The organism is Pedobacter namyangjuensis (assembly GCF_003313325.1).
Classification (GTDB): domain Bacteria; phylum Bacteroidota; class Bacteroidia; order Sphingobacteriales; family Sphingobacteriaceae; genus Pedobacter; species Pedobacter namyangjuensis.
The window spans coordinates 1,274,039-1,296,827 of the sequence record NZ_QMHQ01000001.1 but is presented as its reverse complement, the minus strand read 5'-3'; the positions used below and the strand labels follow the sequence as shown (position 1 = coordinate 1,296,827).

Here is a 22,789-nt window from a genome sequence, read left to right as displayed (position 1 = left end):
TCTGGTGTGGAAGCGGATTTTTAAATATTTTGCGTAATAATTTTAATAATATGATACATAACGTAAGCATGAATTTTAAAATATTGATATTGTTATTTTCATTTGTTGCGGTTCTATACATTCCTGTCAATATAATTTCTACCCATAAAAATCTAATTGAGATACGCGGAACGCTGAAAGAAATTAAAAATCAAGAAATCGAAACCCTTACTTCGAGTTTAAATTAAACGAGTTTCCCTGTACATTTCACAATCCAGGCAACGGAACTCTGAACATATTTAAGAACGATATTGAAATGAATGTAAATCAAGTTGTTTGCTATATTGACAAAAAGGCTAAGGATGATTTGCAAAGTAACAGTAAGATAATTTACATGGGCTTCAATAAAAAAAACCTTCTAATAGATGTTTATTATAAAATAGTTAGACCAAACGGGTTAGTCCACTTTTTATTTATATTTTCTTCTTTTATCATTCTATGCGTAAACGTGTTTTGTTTTTACGTTTACAACAAGGCTCGTATTTTTGAACTATCATCCATCGCAGTTTTAGTGCATTTTATATTAACGATGGCATTATGACTTTTTTTAGTTTGCTACATCGATCTCTAGAAAATAATTACATTTATTTTCTCAATTTTGTCGTTCTAAAATTTAGCAATTTGAAAATAAATAGCGCAAATCATGTCAACAGTTAATAACAAAGAATTGTCATCCGCACAAAGTGATGAGCTGATTACAGTATTAAAAACGCGTTTCGAGAAAAATGAACATCGCCACAAAGGAATACAGTTTAACGCTGTAATTGAAAAATTGAACAAAAGCAAAACTAAACTTTGGTCGTTAAACGAAATGGAGCTTACTGGTGGCGAACCAGATGTTATTGATTTTGACGAAGAAACTGGCGAATATATTTTTGTTGATTGTGCAGCCGAGAGTCCGAAAGGGAGAAGAAGTACAGCTTACGACCATGAAGGGCAATATTCTAGAAAAGAACATATTCCTGAAAACAATGCTGTTGATATGGCTACAGAAATGGGAATTGAAATTTTAACCGAAGAAGATTACCGTAAACTACAAAGCTTAGGAGATTTTGATTTAAAAACTTCTAGCTGGCTAAAAACCCCGCAAAACATTAGAGCATTAGGCGGTGCAATTTTTGGCGACAAACGCTATAACAACGTTTTTATTTATCACAATGGCGCACAAAGTTATTACGCAGCCAGAGCGTTTAGAGGGTTATTAAGGGTTTAGTATCAAAAACAAATCATCCCTTAAAAATCAATGTAAACAAACGTAAAATAAATACATGCACGCTGGCAAATCTTACAAACTATCAGAATTTCTTATCTGGACAAAAAGGAATATTTATGCAACCTTTGTTATTGGTTTAATTCCGCCAATATTATATCAGGTTTTTGGTTTTAAATTTATCGCAATTCCGTGGTCTGTTGTAGCATTGTTAGGCACTGCTACCGCTTTTATCGTAGGTTTTAAAAACACCCAAACATACAACAGAACTTGGGAAGCGAGACAAATTTGGGGAGCCATTTTAAATAGCAGTAGAGCCTGGGGAGCTACAACTCGAGATTTTATAAACGACAAGGAAAAAGCAAAAGAGTTAATCTATCGGCATTTTGCTTGGCTAACGGCATTACGCTACGCGATGAGAGACAGCAGAACGTGGGAAACCGTAAACAAATCTTACAACGCCCAATATCAAGCTTATTATTCCATCCCCGAAAAGGAGACACCGTTAGAAACAGAGCTTGCAAAATACTTATCGCCAACCGAACTAACTTATATTTTAAGCACAAAAAATAAAGCTGCCCAATTACTAAGTTTACAAAGTAAGACAGCTAAAGAAGTATTCGACAGAAAAGAAATAGACAGTTATCAGTTTGTAGAAATACAAAGGATGCTAAAAGATTTTTACGATCAGCAAGGAAAAAGCGAGAGAATTAAAAACTTTCCTTACCCGAGGCAGTTTGCATCTATCAATGCATTTTTTATAAAATTATTTTGCTTGCTGTTACCTTTCGGGATGTTGAAAGAATTTGATAAACTGAATGATGGCATTACCGGCATTTTTGCTGGCCAGATGATTTGGCTTGTTATTCCTTTTAGTGTGTTAATTTCTTGGGTATTTACCTCGCTAGAACAAGTAGGCGAAAGTACAGAAAACCCTTTCGAAGGTAGTGCAAACGATGTTCCTATCTCTCAAATGAGCAGAACAATAGAAATAGATTTGCGAGAAATGTTGGGTGAAACCGATTTGCCTCCTGCCCTATTGCCTAAAAACAACATTATATTGTAGCCAATTTGAAAAAAACGCTTTACATATTTAGTGGATTAGGTGCAGATGAAAGAGTTTTTAAAAGACTTGATTTTTCTGCTTTTTCGGTAATACATATAAAATGGATTGTTCCAGTAATAAACGAAACTATTGAACAATATACTTTTAGAATTCTAGCCCAAATAACAACTGAAAATCCCTTAATTATCGGCCTATCATTTGGGGGAATCATGGCTTCAGAAGTTGCAAAGCAGATTAAAACCGAAAAAATAATTTTAATTGCCTCAGCTAAAACCAAATTTGAAATTCCTTTCTATTTTAGGTTTTTTGGCATGCTAGGTCTACATAAATTTCTACCGACCAATTTATTAAAAAGTTCAAATTTTATTACAAATTGGTTTTTTGGAACAGGAAACAAAGTGGAAAAAAAATTATTAAAACAAATACTTAGGGACACAGGCCCCCTATTTTTAAAATGGGCGTTAGACAAAGTGGCTACTTGGAAAAATAAAATCCCTGCAGATAATATTTTTCAAATACATGGCGATAGCGACAAAATTCTTCCTTTAGCTTTTGTAAAACCAAATTCCATAATAGAAAATGGTGGTCATTTAATGACTTTAAATAAAGCTGATGTTTTGAATAAAATTATACAACAAGAATTACAAAATATATAACATCTATCCGGTAAGCTAAAACTTACCATTACTAACAATAAATAATTAATAAAATGTTTACCGTTGAAGAAATCAAAACGGCTCACAGCAAAGTGAAATCTGGAGCCGAATTCCCGAGCTACATCAAAGAGATTAAAACTTTAGGTGTTACTTTTTACGAAGTTTTTATGTGCGATGGCCGTACCGACTATCATGGCGAAAACAATTACAAAACATCGGCCCCGCCAAAATATAACACCATAGAAATTGCAAGTGATTATAATGCAGCCGGTTTCAAAGCAGACTTGAAGGCACACCAACAAGGAAAAACCGACTACATGACTTTTATTGCCGATTGCGCAAAAAACGGTGTTGCAAAATGGGCAGTTTGTCTTGATAAATTTACTTGTACCTATTTTAACGTTGCCGGCGATGAAATTCTAGAAGAACAAATACCGCATTAATTTACCGATAGGCCGAAGCGATGTTTTCGGCCTATCATTTTACATCAAGCATTAAAATTTGAAAAGGTTATCTTCATAAAATGAAAAACGTATTAATTATTACTGGCGGAAACAAAGGAATAGGCAAAGGAATTGTTGAAGCTTACCAGACAAATGGTTTTGAAATTTTATCTTTAGCTAGAACAAAAAATAACGATCCCAGCTATAAGCAGATAACCCAAATCGCTATAGATCTTAATGAGGTTGATAAACTAGAAAAATGTTTAATCGATCTAATAAAACAACTTGATGAAACTACAATAGAAAAAATAACTTTGATTAACAATGCCGGCACTTTGGGCAAGATTTCGACTTTAGAAAATATTCAGCCTCAAGATATTGCTAAAACCGTAAATTTAAATACCATTGCTCCGCTTGTACTTTCTTCCCTATTTCTTTCGCTTACCAAATCTTGGGTTTGCAAAAAAAGCATCATAAATATTTCGTCTGGAGCCGCCTACAAAACTTACCCAGGCTGGAGCGTATATAGTGCTACCAAGGCTGCTATAGATATGATGACAAAAACCGTAGCAGCAGAACAGGAAACCAAAACTAACCCCGCTAAAATCATAGCAGTATACCCGGGTGTTGTCGACACCGAAATGCAAACAAAAATTCGTGCTACCGAGAAAGAAAATTTCGCATCATTAGACCGTTTCTTAGAATTAAAAGCTTCAAATTCATTAGCAAACCCATCAACAGTTGGCAAAAAAATCTTCGAAGTTGATCACTCAACCAACATAGAAAATGGCGCATTGGTTAATGTAAACGATATTTAGCCCATTGCCACCTAAGTAACGCGAATATCACTTTCCATTGTAAAAGAGCAGTTCCTAGTCAGTTTCTATTACATTTGTAGTTCATCTCGGTTATGGTTAGGTTAATTTCTAGTGCAGTTAAAGCACTTCCTTTTTTTATATTTTGGCTTTTTTGCGGTAATTTATGGGCGCAAAAACCTGTACAGATTAATGATAACGTTAAACAACACATCTTTAATTTTGCAGAAGTAGAAGTTTTAAAAGACGAAAAAAACAGTTTCACATTTGAGCAAATTAAAAGCGAAGCATTTAGTAGTAAATTTGAACCTAGCGAAAGAAGCACGCCTCAAACTACTTCCCTAAATACAAGCTACTGGGCAAAAATCAAAATAAAACATAATAGCAAAGCCGATAACAGGTTTCTACTAGAATTTTTTGACCAAACTATAGATCATATAACGGTTTACTTGCCACAGGGTGATGGAAGCTATATCGTAAAAGAGCTAGGCGATAAACTAAACTTTGCCGACAGAACGTTAAGCCATAAAAATTTTGAGGTTTACCTAGCGAATGATCATGATCAAACCCAAGTTTATTATTTTAAAATCCGCTCTTCTCAAATTTCCGACGTAATTATCGTTTTAAGATCGGTTAACTGGTTTATCTCCTATGCGTTAGACGAATACTTCTATTTCGGTATTTTTTACGGAATGATTTTGGTTTTTAGCTTTTACAACCTCATCATGTTCATCGCCATGCGCCAAAAACAATATCTTTTTTATGTATTGTACAATATAAGTGTTGGTCTTTTTGAGATGAGCAACGATGGCATTGCCTACCAATACCTTTGGCCCAATGCACCCGGCTGGAATCAGATTGCCTACGCATTCTTTCTGTACGCAACAAGCATTTTCGCCTTGCTTTTTACCAGAGAACTATTGTTTGTAAAAGCAAAAGCACCTAAACTTAACCGATTAATCATCGGTCTCATCGCTGTTAGATCTTTATTTTTTGTTTATTGTTTAGTTTTTGATCAAAATCTTTTCAATTATAAATTTTTAGAATTCATACCGCTTTCGGTAGCGTTCTTTACGGGTATTTATATTTTCAGAAAAGGTTATCAGCCGGCTCGTTTCTTTGTTCTTGGCTACAGTTTCCTGTTTTTTGGTTTTGTTTTAAAGCTATTAATTATGCTAGGTATTAGCTGGCTAAACTTTGGTGTAATTTCTTACTATAGTCTTAGCTTCTGTTTTGTACTCGAAATGGTATTTCTCTCGTTTGCCATAGGAGATAAAGTGAGCATCCTTAAAAGAAAAAAGGAAAAAGCACAACGCCAGATTATACAGCAAATGGCCGTTAACGGCAAACTTAAAGACAACCTGAACAAAGAACTAGAACGACAAGTTAATGAGCGGACAAAAGAGGTTTTCCATAAATCGATAATTATCGAGGCTAAAAATGAGGAACTTCTAAAAGTTAACGAACGCTTGTTGCAACAAGCCGAAGAGATTTCACGAATGAATGTTTTGTTAGAACAAGACAATCATGAGTTACAAATTAACGTAGAGAAAGTTACCAGAGACCGGGTAATGAGTGCGGATGTTGACTTTGAAGAGTTCAGTAAAATCTACCCTGATAAGGAAAGTTGTAACGAGTTTTTAGCAGAGCTGAAATGGAAAAATGGCTACGTATGCAAAAAGTGCAAAAACACACATTTTTATCCAGGTCATGTTGCGCACAGTAGGCGTTGTAGCAAATGCGCCTACGAAGAATCGGTAACGAGTTACACCGTTTTCCATAACACCCGCATTCCGATAAACAAAGCATTTTACATGATCTTCCTGATCTACTCTACCAAAGGAAAGATCTCTTCTCATAAACTCTCTGAAGTGCTAAACATTAGGCAAAGTACCTGCTGGACTTACGGTAGCCGTATAAAAACCATTATGGAGGAGCGTAAATCATCCCTCAAAAAAGCGAATAAAAACGGTTGGAGTCTTTTGGTTTTAGATTAAAGCCCAGTCAAGTCTGTCATTTTTTTGTTATTTAAGATTCTATCTTACAAAAAAAATCAAGGGTATTTAAGCGTATCATGTTAAGTAATGTCCGCAACTTTAAGTTGGTGTTTAACTACTGTAAATCAGCGTTAAAGCTAACAAGTAAGTTAGGGTACCGAAGCGTATCGAATTAATCACAATAAACTAATTATCAACAAGTTACACTAAATTTTCATCCTTAAGTCCTTGCATTTAACCCTCAAATGCACTTAACTTTACTCCAACTAATTATAAATTGTAACTAACCAAAAGATTATGACAAAAAAATTTACGCTGTTTATTGTACTTCTTTTTTGTAGTGTAGGTTTCGCCCTAGCTCAAGAAATTACAATAACTGGCCAGGTTAAAGATCAGCAAGGTCTGCCGATTCCTGGTGTATCAGTAAAAGTAAAAGGCACGCAGTTCGGTGCATCAACAGAAACAAACGGAACATACAAACTTAAAGCGCTTCCAAATGCGGTTTTAACATTTTCATTTGTTGGTTTTAAAACTATAGAAGAAAATGTAAACAATAGAACTACCATTAACACGACGCTTTCTGAAGATAACAACCAGCTTAACGAGGTTGTTGTTATTGGTTATGGTACAACTACCAAAAAAGATTTAACAACTTCGGTTGTTTCGGTTTCTGCCAAAGATTTAGAAAACCAACCAATAACCAATCCATTGCAAGCAATTCAAGGTCGTGCGGCGGGTGTACAAGTAAGCTCGCAATCTGGTAAACCGGGTGCAGGTATTTCTATCAGCATTAGAGGTAACACTTCCATTACGGCTTCAAATAGTCCTTTATATGTAATTGATGGAGTAACGTCTAGAGATGCAAGCTTTATAAACGCTAACGACATTGAGTCGATGACCATTTTAAAGGATGCTTCTGCGGCGGCTATTTATGGTTCTAGTGGTGCTAACGGTGTAGTATTAATCACTACTAAAACAGGTTCTGCAGGTAAATTACAAGTTGCTTTTAACGCATTTACGGGTTTCTCTAACTTTTGGCAGAAACAAGATGTGTTAAACAGCGATCAGTACAGAGCTTTGATGACCGAAATGGGTTACACTAGTTTTGGTGGCAATAGCAATACAGATTGGCAAAAAGAAACCTTTGGTACTGGAACGCAGAATCAATACCAAGTTTCCTTGTCGGGTGGCGTAAAAGGCGGTCAGTATTATTTTTCGAGTGGCTACCAACAAGACAAAGGTGTAGTATCTCCTGCAAAATTAGATCGTTATACCGTTAACTTCAACGGCTCGCAAAACATTACCTCTTGGTTAAAATTAACTGGTAATGCGGTACTAACCTCAAGCAATTCTATAGACGTTGGCGATAATAGCAGTGTTTCTCGTGGTGGTGTAATTTTAGGTGCATTAACTACCCCTCCTACTATTGGCATTTTTGAACCAAACGGACAGTATACAACCATTCCGAATGCTGGTGGTTGGGATAATCCATTAGCTCTAGCCTTCGGTTCTGATAACAGAAATAGAAACTTTAGGTTTATTGGTGCGTTTGGCGCTCAAGTAAACTTTACCAAAGATTTATATTTCAAATCGACTATCAGTACAAACTCGAACAAGAACTTTTATCGTTACGCTACAGATAATTTCTTAACTACATATGGCCGCCAAGAAAGAGGTGTTTATCGTGATAACAGAACAAACGAAAACGTTTGGTTAAATGAGAATATTTTAAACTATACTAAAAATTTCGGCAAAAACTTATTTACTGCAACTGGTGGTTACACCTTACAATCGTCTGATTGGAAATACAACAACAATGAGCGAACTCGTTTCTTTGATACTTCTGGAAACCCGATTGCACCATCTGTTGCGTTAACCATACCACAACGTGCACAATGGAGCAAACAATCCTATTTAGCTCGTATTTCTTACTCTTACGACAATAAATATTTGTTCAGCTCGAACTTTAGAGCCGATGGTTCGTCAAGATTTGCTAAGGAAAACCGTTTCGGTTATTTCCCATCAGTTTCTGCAGGTTGGAGAATTTCTGCTGAGGAGTTTATGAAAGACAGCAAAACGATTAACGATTTAAAGATTCGCGGTAGCTGGGGTAAAGTTGGTAATGATGAAGGTATTGGAGACTACGCTTACATGAAACTTTATGGTATAAATGCGCAAGGCGAATACAATCTTCAAAACCCTGCAAACGATGCTTTATCATGGGAAAAAACAACGCAAACAAACATCGGTTTAGATTTAACGATGTTTAATAACAGGGTTACATTTACTGCCGATGCATATTTGAAGAAAACCAACGATTTGCTAATTAACGTTCAATTGCCTCCGTCGTCTGGCTTCGGTAGCCAAGCTTACAACGTAGGCTCGATGGAAAACAAAGGTTTAGAATTTGTATTATCAACTAAAAACTTCGACCGCGAAAAATTCCAATGGACAACTGATTTGAACTTTTCAATCAACAGAAATAAAGTAACTGATTTAGGCGCTACCACACAATCTCTAAACTTTGCGTCTTTGTACGAACGTGATGATGCTGTACGTGTAGTTGCTGGCAGACCATTGGGAAGTTTCTATGGCTATGTGTTTACTGGTGTTAATCCTACAAACGGTGCCGCCCAATATGCAGATTTAAACGGAAATGGTGTTACAGGTTCTGCAGATCCAGATGATAGAACTTTCATTGGTTCGGCACAACCTAAATTTATTTACGGCATTACCAATAACTTTACTTACGGCAACTGGGGACTAAATGTTTTCTTCCAAGGGGTACAAGGAAATCAGTTGTTCAATGCTTCTAGAATTGATTTAGAGGGTATGTTTGATTCTAAAAACCAATCTGCGGCAGTTTTAGACAGATGGACTACTCCGGGTCAGATCACTAACATACCTAAAGCGTTAAGAGCAAGTTCAGAAAACTCGTTAACTTCTAGTCGCTTTGTAGAAAACGCATCTTACCTACGTTTAAAAACAGCTACACTATCGTATAGTTTCGGCGCATCAGCGCTTGAAAAATTAAAAATGAGTAAGGTTACTTTATTCGCCACTGGTTACAACTTGCTAACGTTTACAAAATATTCGGGACTAGATCCAGAAGTTAACGTAAATTCTGCTAATGGCCCATCAATGGGTGTAGATTATGGAACTTATCCGCAATCGAGAAGTTTCTTATTTGGTGTTAATGTTGGATTTTAAGAATTAAGAAGATGAAATTAAATATATATTCGTTAGTAGCGGCCGCAACAATTGTACTTACTGTGCAAAGTGGTTGCAAAAAAGATTTTTTAGACAAGCAGCCGTTTAATCAAGTTACTGGTGACGTTGCTTTTACTACCGCTGCAGGTGCTGAAAAGTTAATGGCAGGTGCTTATGGTGGCATGTATAACGATTACCATATTTGGGATTACATGGTAAACGGTGATGTAACCTCAGACAATGCTTACGCTGGTGGTGATAACCCTGCAAACATTCAAATTGATTTATTTACCGCAAACGCTACCAATGGTAACGTTGGAAGAGATTGGAGCGGGCTTTATTCGAACATTAAAAATGCCAACGAGGTATTGGAAAATGTGCCGAATATCCAAGATCCGGCTTTAGATGCAAACGGCAGAAGAAACCAAATTTTAGGAGAAGCATCTACATTAAGAGCTTACTTCTATTTCCATTTGGTTCGTTTGTGGGGTGGTGTTCCACTAATTCTAAAATCGCCAACCAATTTAGAAGAAATGCAAAAACCTCGTGCTACGGTAGATGAAGTTTATGCACAAATCATTGCAGATTTAGAATCGGCATTGCCAAACGTGCGTGCTACAGCGCCAAATAAAGGTATCATTACCAAAGGCATTGTAAATGCTCTATTAGCAAAGGTTTATGCTTCAAAACCTAATCCAGATTGGGCAAAAGTTCAGCAATACGCTGATGCAACTATATCTGGCGGTTACAGCTTAGTAGGCTCATTTGATCACTTGTTTGATGGTGCGCACAAAAACAACAGCGAATCTATTTGGGAAATGCAGTATGATGGTTGGGGTGGCCCAAGCGGACGTGGAAACTGGATGACCGGCGTAATTGTTGGTACTGGTTGGAAACGTTTCTGCACGCCAACTAACGATTTAATTGCTGCTTTTGATGCAGAAGGTGATTTAATTCGTAAAAACAGTAGCGTTAGTTTCAGAAATGTGAACACAGAAGGTTGGTCTGACGATTATTGGAGCAAGGCAAACTATCCATTTATTAACAAATACCGTAATGATGATTTGGCTAACTCTTACATTTTGCGTTTGGCAGATATTAAGTTATTAAAAGCTGAGGCATTGAACGAGTTAAGCGCAACAGGATGGTCTGCAGCAAAAACCATAGTAGACGAAATTCGCTTACGTGTTAATTTGGGCGGAACACCGGCTAACAGTCAAGCTTTAATGCGCACTGCAATAGAAAAAGAACGCCGTTTGGAGTTAGCTTTCGAAGGTCATCGCTGGTTCGATTTATTACGTACCAATCGTGCTATTGCAGTTATGAATGCTCAAAGAGATGGCAACAACAATCTTTTAAATTACAATGTAACTGCCGTAAAGTTACTTTTCCCTATTCCTCAAGCAGAGCAGGATAGAAATCCGAATATTAGATAATAAAACTTGCAGTATAAAAATAGTTTAGGCTGTTTTTATACTGCATTTTACCACAACACAAGCTTGTGTTTAAAGCGTATCAAAAAAGCTTTTCAGGCTACGCCCAAAACGTTAAAAAACTCATCCAATACCTTAAAAACGCACATTTATATTGCGGTTAAAGCGTATCAGCAAAATTGATTTTTAATAAGCCAACTAAAGTAAACGCTCTTATTTTACACCGTTAACGATGGTTAAAGCTCAAGATAACAAGTAATTTAGCTTTTAAAGCCATCTAAATAAATAACCATGAACATAAAAAACTATAGTCTAACGCTTCTCCTTTTTTTAGCCGCTACTACCTTATTTGCACAGCAGAAACAAAGTAAAACGGCAATAGACCAAAAGGTTAATTCGCTTTTAGCTAAAATGACGCTGGAAGAAAAAGTTGGCCAAATGGCACAAATTACTTTAGATGTTATTGGAACAGGTAAAGACCGTTACACTAGCGATGAGCCTTTTACGTTAGATAAAAAAGCAATGGATAAAGCCTTGCTTCAATATCACGTTGGCTCGGTTTTAAATACCTCAAACAACAGAGCAAGAACTCCTCAAGTTTGGTATAATATTATTAACGAAATACAAAACGTTGTAACTAAACAAGGCAAAAATAAAATTCCGGTAATTTATGGCGTAGACGAAGTTCATGGAGCAACCTATACCGTTGGTGCAACAATGTTTCCACAACAAATTGGACAAGCTGCAACATTTAACCGTGCCTTAGTTAAAAATGGTGCTAGCATTACCGCTTACGAAACTCGTGCAAGTGCCATTCCTTGGAACTTCTCTCCTATTTTAGATTTAGGCGCCGACCCAAGATTTCCTCGCCAGTGGGAAAGCTTTGGCGAAGACCCATTTTTAGTAACCGAATTAGGTAAGGAAATGATTAAAGGTCTAGAAGGCGATGATAACGACGTATCAAATCCTTTTAAAGTGGCTTCTTCCATAAAACATTTTTTAGGTTATCAAGTTCCAGTTTCTGGAAAAGATAGAACTCCAGCAATTATTTCTGACCAGGCTTTACGAGAATATCATTTGCCGGCGTTTAGAGCTGCTATTGCCGCAGGTGCAAAAACCATCATGATAAATTCTGGTTTAATCAATGGCGTTCCTGTTCATGCCAATTATAAAATCCTTACCAAATTACTAAAAGAAGAATTGGGCTTTAAAGGTTTAGTAGTTACAGATTGGGGAGATATAGAAAACTTGCACAAGCGTGATCGCGTTGCATCAAGCAATAAAGAGGCGGTAATCATGGCTATTAATGCTGGTATAGACATGTCTATGATTGCGTACAACTACGAGCCTTTTTGCGATGATTTAATTGCAGCCGTAAAGGAAGGCAAAGTAAAACAAGAACGTATTGACGATGCAGTTAGAAAAATCCTGATTGTAAAATATGAGTTAAACCTATTCGAAAAACCAACCACCAACATTAAAGATTATCCGAAATTTGGTAGTAAGGAGTTTGAAAAAGCTGCTTATAACACCGCAGCAGAATCTATTACGCTGTTAAAAAATACCAAAAGTGCTTTGCCTTTGAGCAAAACGGCTAAAGTTTTGGTAACTGGCCCTAATGCAAATTCTATGCGTACTTTAAACGGCGCTTGGACCTACTCTTGGCAAGGCGAAAAAGTTGAAGAATTCGCTAAAAACTACAATACGATTGTAAAAGCAATGCAAAATAAGGTTGGTGCTAGCAATGTAACTTATTTACCAGGTGTTAGCTATAAAATGGATGGAAAATACTTCGAAGATTATGCCGACAAAATGGATGAAACCATCGCAGCAGCAAAAAATGCAGATGTTATAGTACTTTGTTTAGGCGAAAACACTTACACCGAAACACCAGGCAACTTAAGCGACTTATATATATCTGACTTACAGACCGAATTAGCACAAAAACTAGCTTCAACGGGTAAAACCATTATTTTAGTTTTAAATGAAGGTAGGCCAAGGGTAATAAGCAAGTTTGAGAAAAACATGAGTGCTATTTTACAATCTTATTTACCAGGAAACTTTGGTGGCGATGCAATTGCTGATGTATTATACGGCGATGTAAATCCTTCGGGAAAATTGCCTTACACGTACCCACAATTTCCTAACGCATTATTTACCTATTATCACAAACCGTCCGAGTCTAGAGAAACTACCGAAGGCGTTTACAATTACGATGCAGATTACAACCCACAGTACGTATTTGGCCATGGTTTAAGCTACACTACTTTTACTTACAGCGATATAAAATTAAGTAGCGCTACGCTAAAAAAAGGCGAAACGCTAAGCCTATCGGTTAAGGTAAGCAACACCGGAAAAGTAAGTGGAAAGGAAAGCGTTTTATTGTACATTTCTGATTTATATGCGAGTGATATCAGTCCGGATGTAAAACGTTTGAGAGGCTTTGATAAAATTGATTTAAAAGCCGGAGAAAGCAAAACAGTAACCTTTAAAATTAAGCCAGAGGATATAGCTTATGTAAATGCCGAATTAAAAACCGTAACTGGCGAAGGCGAATTCACTGTTCAATTGGGCAACCAAAAAATTAACTTCAATTACACCCCCTAAATTTTAGCCGTATGAAATTATTAAATTGCTGTATCGTCCTTTCCATTGTTCTCGCTTCCTGCGCCTGTAAAAAAGCTGTTAAAAATACAGATGGAGGCACTACCCCGCCTATTACAAATCCCGTAGCTAGCGACGTAGCTTTATGGCTAACCAAAGGCGATAGATCAGTTTTGCTGCAAAAACAAAATGTAGCTTTAAACTTTACTGCCACAAATAACAGTAGCACTACCATTGAAGTTGATGATACCCAAACCTACCAATCTATTGATGGTTTTGGCTACACTTTAACTGGCGGAAGCGCAACTTTAATCAACGAGTTGCCTTCAGTCGAGAAAGACGCTTTAATTAAGGAATTATTTTCTACCGAGGAAAATGCGATCGGCGTTAGCTACATCCGCGTAAGTATTGGCGCATCAGATTTGAGTGCGAAAGTGTTTACTTACAACGAGCGTCCGGCTGGGCAAACCGATGTAAATATGGAGCATTTTTCTATTGCTGAGGAAATGACTGATTTGGTGCCTGTGCTTAAAAAAATCCTTGCTGTAAATCCGAACATCAAAATTTTAGGTTCTCCTTGGACACCGCCAACTTGGATGAAAACCAACAACGCCTACAAAGGCGGTAGTTTAAAGCCAGAATATTACCAAGCTTACGCCAAGTATTTTATTAAATACATTGAGGCAATGAAAACCCAAGGCATTACTATTGATGCTATAACAATCCAAAATGAGCCATTGCATCCGGGCAATACGCCAAGTTTATTAATGGAAGCTAAAGACCAAGCTAATTTTATTAAAACAGCTCTAGGTCCTGCTTTTCAGCAAGCTGGCATAAAGACAAAAATTATCCTCTACGATCACAATGCCGATCGTCCCGATTATCCAATGACAATTTTAGCTGATGCAGACGCCAGCAAATATGTAGATGGTTCTGCATTTCACTTATATGCCGGCAATATTTCGGCGCTTAGCCAAGTACGTAATGCTTATCCCGATAAGCACATTTATTTTACAGAACAATGGGTTGGTGGCCCTGGTAATTTTGCCGAAGATTTGAAATGGCATGTAAGTACATTAATAGTTGGCGCTACTAGAAACTGGAGCCGAAACGTATTAGAGTGGAACTTAGCAGCGGATGCAAATTACAATCCGCACACCCCAGATGGAGGTTGCACAAATTGTTTGGGCGCTATAACCATTGCCCCAGCCGTAACCAGGAATGTTGCATATTATGTTATCGGTCATGCTTCTAAATTTGTAAGGCCAGGCTCTGTTAGAATCAATTCTACCTTAAGTAGCACGTTAAGCAACGTAGCATTTAAGAATGTAGATGGTAAAAAAGTACTTATTGTGATGAATACCAGCAATGCAGACCAAGTTTTTAATATTAAAAACAATGGCAAAATGGTAACCACAACATTACCAGCAGGCGCAGCCGGTACCTATGTTTGGTAAAGATTTTTCATACGTCTGTTATGATTGATTTAGTTAATCCCGATGAAAATCGGGATTTTCTATTTTATAGCCATTCTACTAAAAAACTCGTAAAAATGCCAATCTTGATAAACGTACACTGCCATTGCGAGCATGCTCAAAATAACCCAAAGTATAATAGCCAACAAACTATAAAAAGCGATTTTTAAGGTTCGTCCAAACCCTGACAACTGCATAAATCCTTTATAAGCGATGGTATAATAAACGAACTGTATAACGAGGCCGAGCAACGGAATAAAAGCCACCCAAATTGTATTTTTGGAAATAGCTTGTAGCGGAAAAACCAAAATAGTAAATGCCAAGTTAGAAAAACCAACAAACATTAAATTAGCCACCAAATGTTCAGCGTAGTTGTAGGACTTGCGATAAAAAACTAACCAAAAAAATAAGGCTAAAAAGGGTACGGCAATCATAGATAAAACATTTCCGTGCTTTTTAGTAAAGTGTGCAACTTTAATGGCTCTTTCATATTGCGCCATTGCAATACTTTTTACCTCCGGATTTTCGGTATTATTAATGCTTTCGGGAACATTGTTGTTCGTTGCCTCTGATGTACCAACAAAACTGTTCGAAAAAACAAACAAGGTTGCTAACAACAAGAAAAAGGTAAAGGGATTAAAATATTTCTTACGCTTACCGCCTATGTATTCTCGCACTACTTTTCCAGGCCTTAGCGCTAATTCTTTTAATAAAAAGAAAATGCCTTTATCGGTATGCGTAAACGCATGGAAGCCCTCATGAAAAAAGTGCGTTAAAGTAAAACGATGCTGAACAGTTGCTTGTCCGCATTTAAGGCAAAATTTCTGACCTAAAACCAAATCAGCGTTGCAGTTTAAGCAATGTTCAGCATTCATAAGCCAATAATTCTTTATCCTAATTTCGTTAAATAGAATTACAATTCAAATTTCGGTTTTGCTAAAACTTTTTCCGATGGCTGCTGTTTTTATTATTATTTAATCGCCATACCATGAAGATTCAATTGCTATCATTAATTGCCCTAGTTAGCTTATTTGTTGCTTGCCAAAGCGGAAATACAGATCAAAACACAACAGATACAAGCAGTTTAGATACCAACATAACATCGTCTACCTCGCAAACCTGCTATAAATACGCCAAAAATGGTGATACTGCTATGCTAACCTTAATGACAAGTGGTAACGTAACTAGCGGAAAACTAAACTATAAATTGAGAGAAAAAGACAGCAACACTGGAATTATAAAAGGCGAAATGCGTGGAGATACGCTTTTAGCGGATTATACTTTCAACTCGGAAGGAACCGAATCTGTTAGACAAGTTGCATTTATTAAAAAAGGCGACCAACTTTTAGAAGGGTTTGGAGATGTTGAGCAAAAAAACGGTAAAATGGTTTTTAAAGATACCCCGACACTAACCTACGGACAATCGATAGTTTTTGAAAAAGTTGACTGTCAATAGTTACGAAACCTGGAAATGTTCGAACCTTTCCCAAAAACCATCTATTGGTAGCGGTGCAAAAATTTTAACCGGTTCTTTTTGCACAGGGTGAATAAATTCCAATTGCCTTGCGTGCAAACAGATGCTCCCTTTCCGACTTCCTCGAGGATAACCGTATTTATTGTCGCCTACTATTGGGCATTGCATACTCGATAATTGCACCCTAATTTGATGTGAGCGACCGGTAATTGGGTTTACCTGAAGTAAACAGAATCCACCAACTTCTCCGGCAAACTTGTAATTTAATTCAGAACGTTGGCTATTTGGCTCTTCTCTGTTGTAGGCTGTAACCAGGTTTTTCTTTGGATTTTTAATTAAATAGTGAACTAGATTACCTTCTAAGCGAGCTGGTTTGTTTTTTACTACAGCGAAATACGTTTTTCTAACTTCCCTGTTTTTAAATATAGCGTTCATTCGCTCTAAGGCTTTGCTCGTTTTAGCGAAAAGTATTACACCGCTTACGGGCCTATCTAACCGATGCACGACACCTAAAAACGCACCATTAGGCTTATTATATTTAGTAGCGATGTATTTTTTTACCTGCTCGTCTAAGGGTTCATCGCCCGTTTCGTCGACTTGTACTATGTCGCCTGCACGTTTGTTGATTGCAATTAGATGGTTGTCTTCGTATAAAATATCAGATTCGGTAATGGGCATATTTTGGTATCGAGTCTTAGTATTTAGTATTTAGTATTTAGTATTTAGTATTTAGTATTGAAACTGAGTGATTAGAGTTTTGTTTTGCAAAAGAGGCTTTTGTTAAATAAACCCGATTGTAGTGAAAATACTTTTTGTTGAAGATTTTTCAGCATGCTCGAGATGACGCTCACAAAAAAATTGAAACAAAAAGCGGGACTGATGTTTCCGACAAGAACTGCTCTTGCTTTTCGAATTATTAAAAGCTATGCTTTACTCCCGAATGTTTGTTCCTTATTCCTTAATCTTTGCTCCTATTAATATTGTTCTTTCTCGTTCGGGAAATCTCTTGCTTTTACATCCTTAATGTACGATTGTGCTGCGTCCTTAATTCCACTATACAAATCTAAATATTGGCGTAGAAACCTTGGTCTAAAACCTTTGGTTAAACCAATCATATCGTTTACTACCAAAACTTGTCCGTCGCAATCTGGACCTGCACCAATGCCTATCGTTGGAATATGTATGCTTTCGGTTACTTCTTTGGCCAACTTGGCAGGGATTTTCTCTAATACTACAGAGAAACAGCCCGCTTCCTGCAAGGCAAGAACATCTGTTTTTAACTTGTTGGCTTCAGCTTCGTCTTTTGCCCTAACAGTATAGGTTCCGAATTTATAGATTGATTGAGGTGTTAAACCCAAATGGCCCATTACTGGGATGCCCGCAGTAATAATTCGCTGTACTGATTCGATAATTTCTACCCCACCTTCTAACTTTACACCGTGTGCGCCAGACTCTTTCATAATTCTGATAGCAGAGTTTAATGCTTCTTTGGAGTTGCCTTGGTAAGAACCAAAAGGTAGATCTACTACTACAAAAGCTCTGGTTGCGCCACGCACCACACTTTGGGCATGGTAAATCATTTGATCTAGAGTTATTGGCAAAGTAGTTTCATGACCAGCCATTACGTTAGAGGCCGAGTCGCCTACGAGTAACACATCTAAGCCAGCATCATCTAAAATGGTAGCCATAGAATAATCGTATGCGGTTAACATGGCAATACGCTCGCCACGTTGTTTCATCTCTTGCAAAATATGCGTAGTAATACGCTTTATTTCTTTGTTAACAGACATTTGATTTTGTTTAGTAAGGCAAACTTATGGTTTATTATTTGGAATAAAGAACAAGGATAAAAGATCGAGATTAACAATTTAGAAAAGGTTGATGAGAATATTTGAGTTGCAATATGGAAACAACAGCTAAAATAAATGCAGAGATGGACCAAGCAATATCTTTGTGTGTCGTTAGTAAAAATGAATGAGCAACGTTAACCACAAATAAAAAGATAAACACAGATAAATTCGTAAAATCTGTGTCCATCTATGTGCATCGGTGGTTAGTATTAAAAAGCAACCAATTCTAATAAAATGATAACATTCAATTGGTAGTCGTTAACCACAGATAAAAAGAATAAACACAGATGAACTCGTAAAATCTGTGTCCATCTGTGTGCATCGGTGGTTAGTATTAATAAGCAACCAATTCTATAAAATCATAACATTCAATTGGTAACTGTTAACCACAGATAAAAAGAATAAACACAGATGAATTCGTAAAATCTGTGTCCATCTGTGCGCATCCGTGGTTAGGACTAACAAGCAAACAATTAGAATAAAATGATAACATTCGATTGGTAACTGTTAACCACAGATAAAAGAATAAACACAGATGAATTGGTAAAATCTGTGTCCATCTGTGCGCATCCGTGGTTAGTATTAAAAAGCAACCAATTCTAATAAAATGATAACATTCGATTGGTAACTGTTAACCACAGATAAAAAGAATAAACACAGATGATTCGTAAAATCTGTGTCCATCTGTGCGCATCGGTGGTTAGTATTAAAAAGCAACCAATTCTAATAAAATGATAACATTCGATTGGTAACTGTTAACCACAGATAAAAAGAATAAACACAGATGAATTCGTAAAATCTCTGTCCATCTGTGCGCATCGGTGGTTAGGACTAACAAGCAAACAATTATAATATCAGCTAGCAACTGATAGCCACAGTTGAATAGAAATGGCATAGATATCTTTATTATAAATCTGTCGGTACCGAATTAACCCTTAACCATAACTAGGCTTAAACTACCCATTTATAAAAAATGCAAAAAACGTAAAAAAACCTTTATAAAATGATGTCAAAAAACTACCTTTGTATCCTGAAATGAATGAGTTCGGTCAGACTTCTTTTTTAGCATTTAAAAACGGTAGCTCGTTACCAAATTCCATTCCTTTTTTCCTTAATTCGCTTACCTCCAAAAGGAGCAAGAGCTTTTCACATTCAACTCTTATTGTTATAAAAAATGACTAACTACACCAAGTTACCAGCTATTTTGTTATTGGCCGATGGCACTGTTTTTTATGGTAAAGCTGCCGGAAAAATTGGTACAACAACTGGCGAAATTTGCTTTAACACTGGCATGACTGGCTATCAGGAGGTTTTTACGGATCCCTCTTACTTTGGCCAGATAATGGTTACCACTAATGCACATATTGGTAACTACGGCATGCACAAAGACGAAATTGAATCTGGCTCGATAAAAATTGCCGGCTTGGTTTGCAAAAACTTTAACATTCAGTATAGCAGAAAAGAAGCTTCGGAATCTATTCAGGACAATTTTCAAAGCGAAAACATTGTAGGTATTTCTGAAATTGACACCAGGGCTTTGGTTCGTCATATTAGAAACAAGGGTGCAATGAATGCTATCATTTCATCTGAAATTACCGACTTGCAACAATTAAAGAAAAAACTTGCAGAGGTACCAGATATGAGCGGTTTAGAGCTTTCATCTCAGGTTTCTACCAAAGAAGCGTACTACTACGGTAATCCAGAAGCTAATTATAAGATAGCAGCTTTAGATTTAGGCATTAAGAAAAACATCTTACGCAATTTTGATGATAGAGATATCTACGTAAAAGTTTATCCTGCCAAAACAACCTTTGCCGAAATGGATGAGTGGGGAGCGAACGGTTATTTTATTTCAAATGGCCCTGGCGATCCGAGCGCAATGGATTACGCAATTGATACGGTAAAATCTATTTTAGAGGCTGATAAACCATTATTTGGTATTTGCCTTGGCCACCAATTGTTGGCGGAAGCTAATGGAATTGGAACCATGAAAATGTTCAACGGTCATCGTGGGTTAAATCACCCTGTGAAAAACATTATTAAAAACCATTGCGAGGTAACCTCTCAAAACCATGGTTTTGGTGTTATACCAGATGAGGTTAGAAAATCTGACAAAGTTGAAATTACACACGTTAATTTAAACGACGACTCTATAGAAGGTATCCGTGTAAAAGGCAAAAAAGCTTTCTCGGTTCAATATCACCCAGAATCTTCTCCAGGCCCACACGATTCTCGTTATTTGTTTGATGATTTTGTGAGCATGGTTAAAGGCGAACTAGCTTGGTAATAAAAAAGGCTGAAGCTAACGAAGTTGAAGCTCTAGCATTTTTTTACCCAAACTTTAAATAATAAAAAGGATGTTTGTGAAGGCAAACATCCTTTTTGATTTAAGATTTTTTATAAAACCGTCCATCCTTTTCAAGCATCATTTCATCAACATATTAATGCCGTTTAGGCAAAAATCATTTTCTATTCGCACAAACCTTACTAATTTTAAACCATGGAACAGAAAAATGCGATAATAAGCGTTAAAAACCTTGTTAAAAACTATAACGATTTTAAAGCGGTGCAAGGCTTAAGCTTTGATGTTTACGAAAATGAGATTTTTGGTTTACTTGGCCCCAACGGTGCTGGCAAAACTACGACACTAGAAATCATTGAAACCCTGAGAGAGAAAACTTCGGGAGAAGTACTGGTAAATGGTTTTTCTATAGACAACGATGCAAATGCCATTAAACAAATTATTGGCGTACAACTTCAGGCGGCAGGTTACTACCCAAATTTAAATTTAGTTGAGCTTTTAGAATTATTTGCTGGATTATACGGGTCGGATATTGACCCTATGGAAATGTTAGGTAAAGTGAACTTGCAGGATAAAGCCAAAGCAAAATATAAAGCGCTATCTGGCGGTCAAAAACAACGTTTTTCTATTGCCACTACCCTAATTAATTCTCCAAAAATTATTTTCCTGGATGAACCGACAACAGGTTTAGACCCTCAAGCTAGAAGAAATCTTTGGGATTTAATTATAGATATCAGAAATCAAGGTACTACGGTGGTAATTACCACGCATTATATGGATGAAGCAGAGCAACTATGCGATAGAGTTGCCTTTGTAGAGCGAGGTCAGATCATTGCCTTAGATACGCCCGACAAGTTAATTGACAACCTAATTGCTAGCGGTTTCGAGAGAAAAAAAGAGGTTAAAAAAGCAAATCTGGAAGATGTTTTTATCAGTTTAACCGGACAAGAATGGAGAGAGTAAATTATCTTCAATTAGCTTTCTATTTTCTTAAACCCAAACAAAATTGACATGAATAACAAAAATATACCAACGCCTACAAAAACGAATTACAATGATACTAAGGCTACTTTAGCATTGGCTAAAGCAAGTTTACGTTCTATTATGCGCAGTCCATCTGCTGTAATTTTCACATTAGCATTTCCTTTAATTTTTATTTTGGTTTTTGGATTTTTAGGTGGCGGTGGCACCAAATTAGATATTGCTCTTGCTCCGGGATCTGATATGCAAAACCCTGTTATTATTGCTTTAGAGAAAACAGGCTTAGTTAGACTTAACAAAACCGACAGCAAAAAGGAAATTGATAATAAGTTAGAAAAGGGCAACTACGACGCTGTTATTATGGTAGAAAAAAATGCCAATGGTGTGCCTGCATATTTCACAAACGTAACTTATACCTCAGCATCAATGGATAAAGGAAATATCCTAAAGTCTATTCTTAATGAAATATCTTATAACTTAAATAACCAAAACTTAAAGCCCACTGTTACCGAAATCAGATCGAATACCGTTACAGGTCGTCTTTATAGGACCATCGATTTTATTTTACCTGGACAACTTGGATTTTCGTTACTAAGCACCGGTGTTTTCGGTACAGCATTTGTATTTTTCAGTTTACGTCAGAATTTGGTTATCAAGCGTTTTTTTGCCACACCAGTAAAACGCTCAAGCATTGTTATTGGCGAAGCAATTGCCCGTATAGGCTTTAGTTTAATGGGTGCATTATTTATTATTCTGATAGGACACTTCCTTTTTAAATTTACGCTGGTTCATGGCGCTATAACTGTTCTAAATATGCTTTTACTCTCTACCATGGGCGTAATTGTTTTTATGGGATTTGGATTTGTAGTATCGGGATTGGCTAAGAGCGAAAGTACCATCCCTCCTATTTCGAACATCATTACCCTGCCACAGTTTTTATTATCGGGTACATTTTTTAGTATAGATGCTTTTCCAACTTGGTTACAACCCATAAGCAGAGCTTTGCCTTTAACCTACTTAAATGATGCCATGCGTAAAGTTGCCTTTGAAGGGGCCGGATTATGGGACGTAAAGCAACAAATGCTTATAATTTTGGTGTGGGGAATAGGAATTTACGCCGTTGCGGTAAAAACTTTTAAGTGGGAATAAAACTTAAAAAAAAATAGAGGTCGACCATCCAGTCAGACCTCTATATTATAACTATACTAACTACCCAAATTTAAGGGAGTATGCT

Annotated in this window: 17 protein-coding genes; 14 read left to right on the top strand and 3 right to left on the bottom strand. The window is 36.7% G+C overall.

What is annotated here, in order from left to right:
* Positions 1-682: 682 nt before the first annotated feature.
* The 10 genes from DUT69_RS05775 (at position 683) to DUT69_RS05730 (ending at position 14,930) form a co-directional block, all read left to right on the top strand.
* On the top strand, positions 683-1,252 hold the full coding sequence (locus tag DUT69_RS05775) for a DUF4256 domain-containing protein (protein ID WP_113652147.1): 570 nt from the start codon (positions 683-685) through the stop codon (positions 1,250-1,252).
* A 55-nt stretch (positions 1,253-1,307) separates the two neighbouring features.
* Positions 1,308-2,315 carry a bestrophin family protein gene (locus DUT69_RS05770; RefSeq protein ID WP_113652146.1) on the top strand — a complete coding sequence of 336 codons (1,008 nt, stop codon included), beginning with the start codon at positions 1,308-1,310 and terminating at the stop codon, positions 2,313-2,315.
* Between the two features lie 5 nt (positions 2,316-2,320).
* The gene (locus DUT69_RS05765; protein ID WP_113652145.1) at positions 2,321-2,971 is read left to right on the top strand and encodes an alpha/beta hydrolase; all 651 of its coding nucleotides are present in this window, start codon (positions 2,321-2,323) and stop codon (positions 2,969-2,971) included.
* A gap of 53 nt (positions 2,972-3,024) precedes the next feature.
* A complete protein-coding gene (locus DUT69_RS05760) occupies positions 3,025-3,414 on the top strand; it encodes a DUF1398 domain-containing protein (RefSeq protein WP_113652144.1) in 390 nt (129 codons plus the stop codon).
* A gap of 80 nt (positions 3,415-3,494) precedes the next feature.
* On the top strand, positions 3,495-4,232 hold the full coding sequence (locus DUT69_RS05755; protein ID WP_113652143.1) for an SDR family NAD(P)-dependent oxidoreductase: 738 nt from the start codon (positions 3,495-3,497) through the stop codon (positions 4,230-4,232).
* A 92-nt stretch (positions 4,233-4,324) separates the two neighbouring features.
* Positions 4,325-6,226 (top strand): 7TM diverse intracellular signaling domain-containing protein, encoded by a 1,902-nt coding sequence (locus DUT69_RS05750; RefSeq protein WP_113652142.1) that lies wholly within the window; start codon positions 4,325-4,327, stop codon positions 6,224-6,226.
* A gap of 297 nt (positions 6,227-6,523) precedes the next feature.
* Positions 6,524-9,436: a SusC/RagA family TonB-linked outer membrane protein gene (locus tag DUT69_RS05745; protein ID WP_113652141.1), complete on the top strand. Its 2,913-nt coding sequence runs from the start codon at positions 6,524-6,526 to the stop codon at positions 9,434-9,436.
* Positions 9,437-9,447: 11 nt separating this feature from the next.
* Positions 9,448-10,872: a RagB/SusD family nutrient uptake outer membrane protein gene (locus DUT69_RS05740; protein ID WP_113652140.1), complete on the top strand. Its 1,425-nt coding sequence runs from the start codon at positions 9,448-9,450 to the stop codon at positions 10,870-10,872.
* 288 nt (positions 10,873-11,160) lie between these two features.
* Positions 11,161-13,476 carry a glycoside hydrolase family 3 N-terminal domain-containing protein gene (locus tag DUT69_RS05735; protein WP_113652139.1) on the top strand — a complete coding sequence of 772 codons (2,316 nt, stop codon included), beginning with the start codon at positions 11,161-11,163 and terminating at the stop codon, positions 13,474-13,476.
* Between the two features lie 11 nt (positions 13,477-13,487).
* Positions 13,488-14,930, top strand: coding sequence for a glycoside hydrolase family 30 protein (locus tag DUT69_RS05730; protein ID WP_113652138.1), 1,443 nt, complete (start codon positions 13,488-13,490; stop codon positions 14,928-14,930).
* 59 nt (positions 14,931-14,989) lie between these two features.
* Here DUT69_RS05730 and DUT69_RS05725 read toward each other — a convergent pair whose 3' ends face one another.
* Positions 14,990-15,823, bottom strand: coding sequence for a DUF3667 domain-containing protein (locus DUT69_RS05725; protein ID WP_113652137.1), 834 nt, complete (start codon positions 15,821-15,823; stop codon positions 14,990-14,992).
* Positions 15,824-15,936: 113 nt separating this feature from the next.
* Here DUT69_RS05725 and DUT69_RS05720 point away from each other — a divergent pair, with 113 nt between their 5' ends.
* The gene (locus DUT69_RS05720; RefSeq protein ID WP_240186667.1) at positions 15,937-16,404 is read left to right on the top strand and encodes a hypothetical protein; all 468 of its coding nucleotides are present in this window, start codon (positions 15,937-15,939) and stop codon (positions 16,402-16,404) included.
* Here the strand turns inward: DUT69_RS05720 and DUT69_RS05715 are convergent, their stop codons facing one another.
* Together DUT69_RS05715 and panB are read right to left on the bottom strand one after the other, a co-directional pair.
* Entirely contained in the window at positions 16,405-17,100 is a 696-nt protein-coding gene (locus DUT69_RS05715; RefSeq protein WP_113652136.1) for an RluA family pseudouridine synthase, read from the bottom strand.
* A gap of 296 nt (positions 17,101-17,396) precedes the next feature.
* On the bottom strand, positions 17,397-18,212 hold the full coding sequence (gene panB, locus DUT69_RS05710) for a 3-methyl-2-oxobutanoate hydroxymethyltransferase (protein ID WP_113652135.1): 816 nt from the start codon (positions 18,210-18,212) through the stop codon (positions 17,397-17,399).
* A gap of 1,234 nt (positions 18,213-19,446) precedes the next feature.
* Between panB and carA the strand changes: the two genes are divergently transcribed.
* The 3 genes from carA (at position 19,447) to DUT69_RS05695 (ending at position 22,704) form a co-directional block, all read left to right on the top strand.
* Positions 19,447-20,559 carry a glutamine-hydrolyzing carbamoyl-phosphate synthase small subunit gene (gene carA / locus DUT69_RS05705; protein WP_113652134.1) on the top strand — a complete coding sequence of 371 codons (1,113 nt, stop codon included), beginning with the start codon at positions 19,447-19,449 and terminating at the stop codon, positions 20,557-20,559.
* A 213-nt stretch (positions 20,560-20,772) separates the two neighbouring features.
* Positions 20,773-21,537, top strand: coding sequence for an ABC transporter ATP-binding protein (locus DUT69_RS05700; RefSeq protein WP_113652133.1), 765 nt, complete (start codon positions 20,773-20,775; stop codon positions 21,535-21,537).
* A 48-nt stretch (positions 21,538-21,585) separates the two neighbouring features.
* Complete coding sequence (locus DUT69_RS05695; protein ID WP_113652132.1) at positions 21,586-22,704, top strand: ABC transporter permease; 1,119 nt, start codon at positions 21,586-21,588, stop codon at positions 22,702-22,704.
* Positions 22,705-22,789: the final 85 nt, after the last annotated feature.

Bases quoted from the DNA above. Each gene is read 5' to 3' on its own strand.
- DUT69_RS05745 (WP_113652141.1), top strand. From the start codon at position 6,524: ATGACAAAAAAATTTACGCTGTTTATTGTACTTCTTTTTTGTAGTGTA.
- panB (WP_113652135.1), bottom strand. From the start codon at position 18,212: ATGTCTGTTAACAAAGAAATAAAGCGTATTACTACGCATATTTTGCAA.
- DUT69_RS05775 (WP_113652147.1), top strand. From the start codon at position 683: ATGTCAACAGTTAATAACAAAGAATTGTCATCCGCACAAAGTGATGAG.
- DUT69_RS05700 (WP_113652133.1), top strand. From the start codon at position 20,773: ATGGAACAGAAAAATGCGATAATAAGCGTTAAAAACCTTGTTAAAAAC.
- DUT69_RS05695 (WP_113652132.1), top strand. From the start codon at position 21,586: ATGAATAACAAAAATATACCAACGCCTACAAAAACGAATTACAATGAT.
- DUT69_RS05760 (WP_113652144.1), top strand. From the start codon at position 3,025: ATGTTTACCGTTGAAGAAATCAAAACGGCTCACAGCAAAGTGAAATCT.
- DUT69_RS05725 (WP_113652137.1), bottom strand. From the start codon at position 15,823: ATGAATGCTGAACATTGCTTAAACTGCAACGCTGATTTGGTTTTAGGT.
- DUT69_RS05715 (WP_113652136.1), bottom strand. From the start codon at position 17,100: ATGCCCATTACCGAATCTGATATTTTATACGAAGACAACCATCTAATT.
- carA (WP_113652134.1), top strand. From the start codon at position 19,447: ATGACTAACTACACCAAGTTACCAGCTATTTTGTTATTGGCCGATGGC.
- DUT69_RS05770 (WP_113652146.1), top strand. From the start codon at position 1,308: ATGCACGCTGGCAAATCTTACAAACTATCAGAATTTCTTATCTGGACA.
- DUT69_RS05750 (WP_113652142.1), top strand. From the start codon at position 4,325: ATGGTTAGGTTAATTTCTAGTGCAGTTAAAGCACTTCCTTTTTTTATA.
- DUT69_RS05755 (WP_113652143.1), top strand. From the start codon at position 3,495: ATGAAAAACGTATTAATTATTACTGGCGGAAACAAAGGAATAGGCAAA.
- DUT69_RS05720 (WP_240186667.1), top strand. From the start codon at position 15,937: ATGAAGATTCAATTGCTATCATTAATTGCCCTAGTTAGCTTATTTGTT.
- DUT69_RS05735 (WP_113652139.1), top strand. From the start codon at position 11,161: ATGAACATAAAAAACTATAGTCTAACGCTTCTCCTTTTTTTAGCCGCT.
- DUT69_RS05730 (WP_113652138.1), top strand. From the start codon at position 13,488: ATGAAATTATTAAATTGCTGTATCGTCCTTTCCATTGTTCTCGCTTCC.
- DUT69_RS05740 (WP_113652140.1), top strand. From the start codon at position 9,448: ATGAAATTAAATATATATTCGTTAGTAGCGGCCGCAACAATTGTACTT.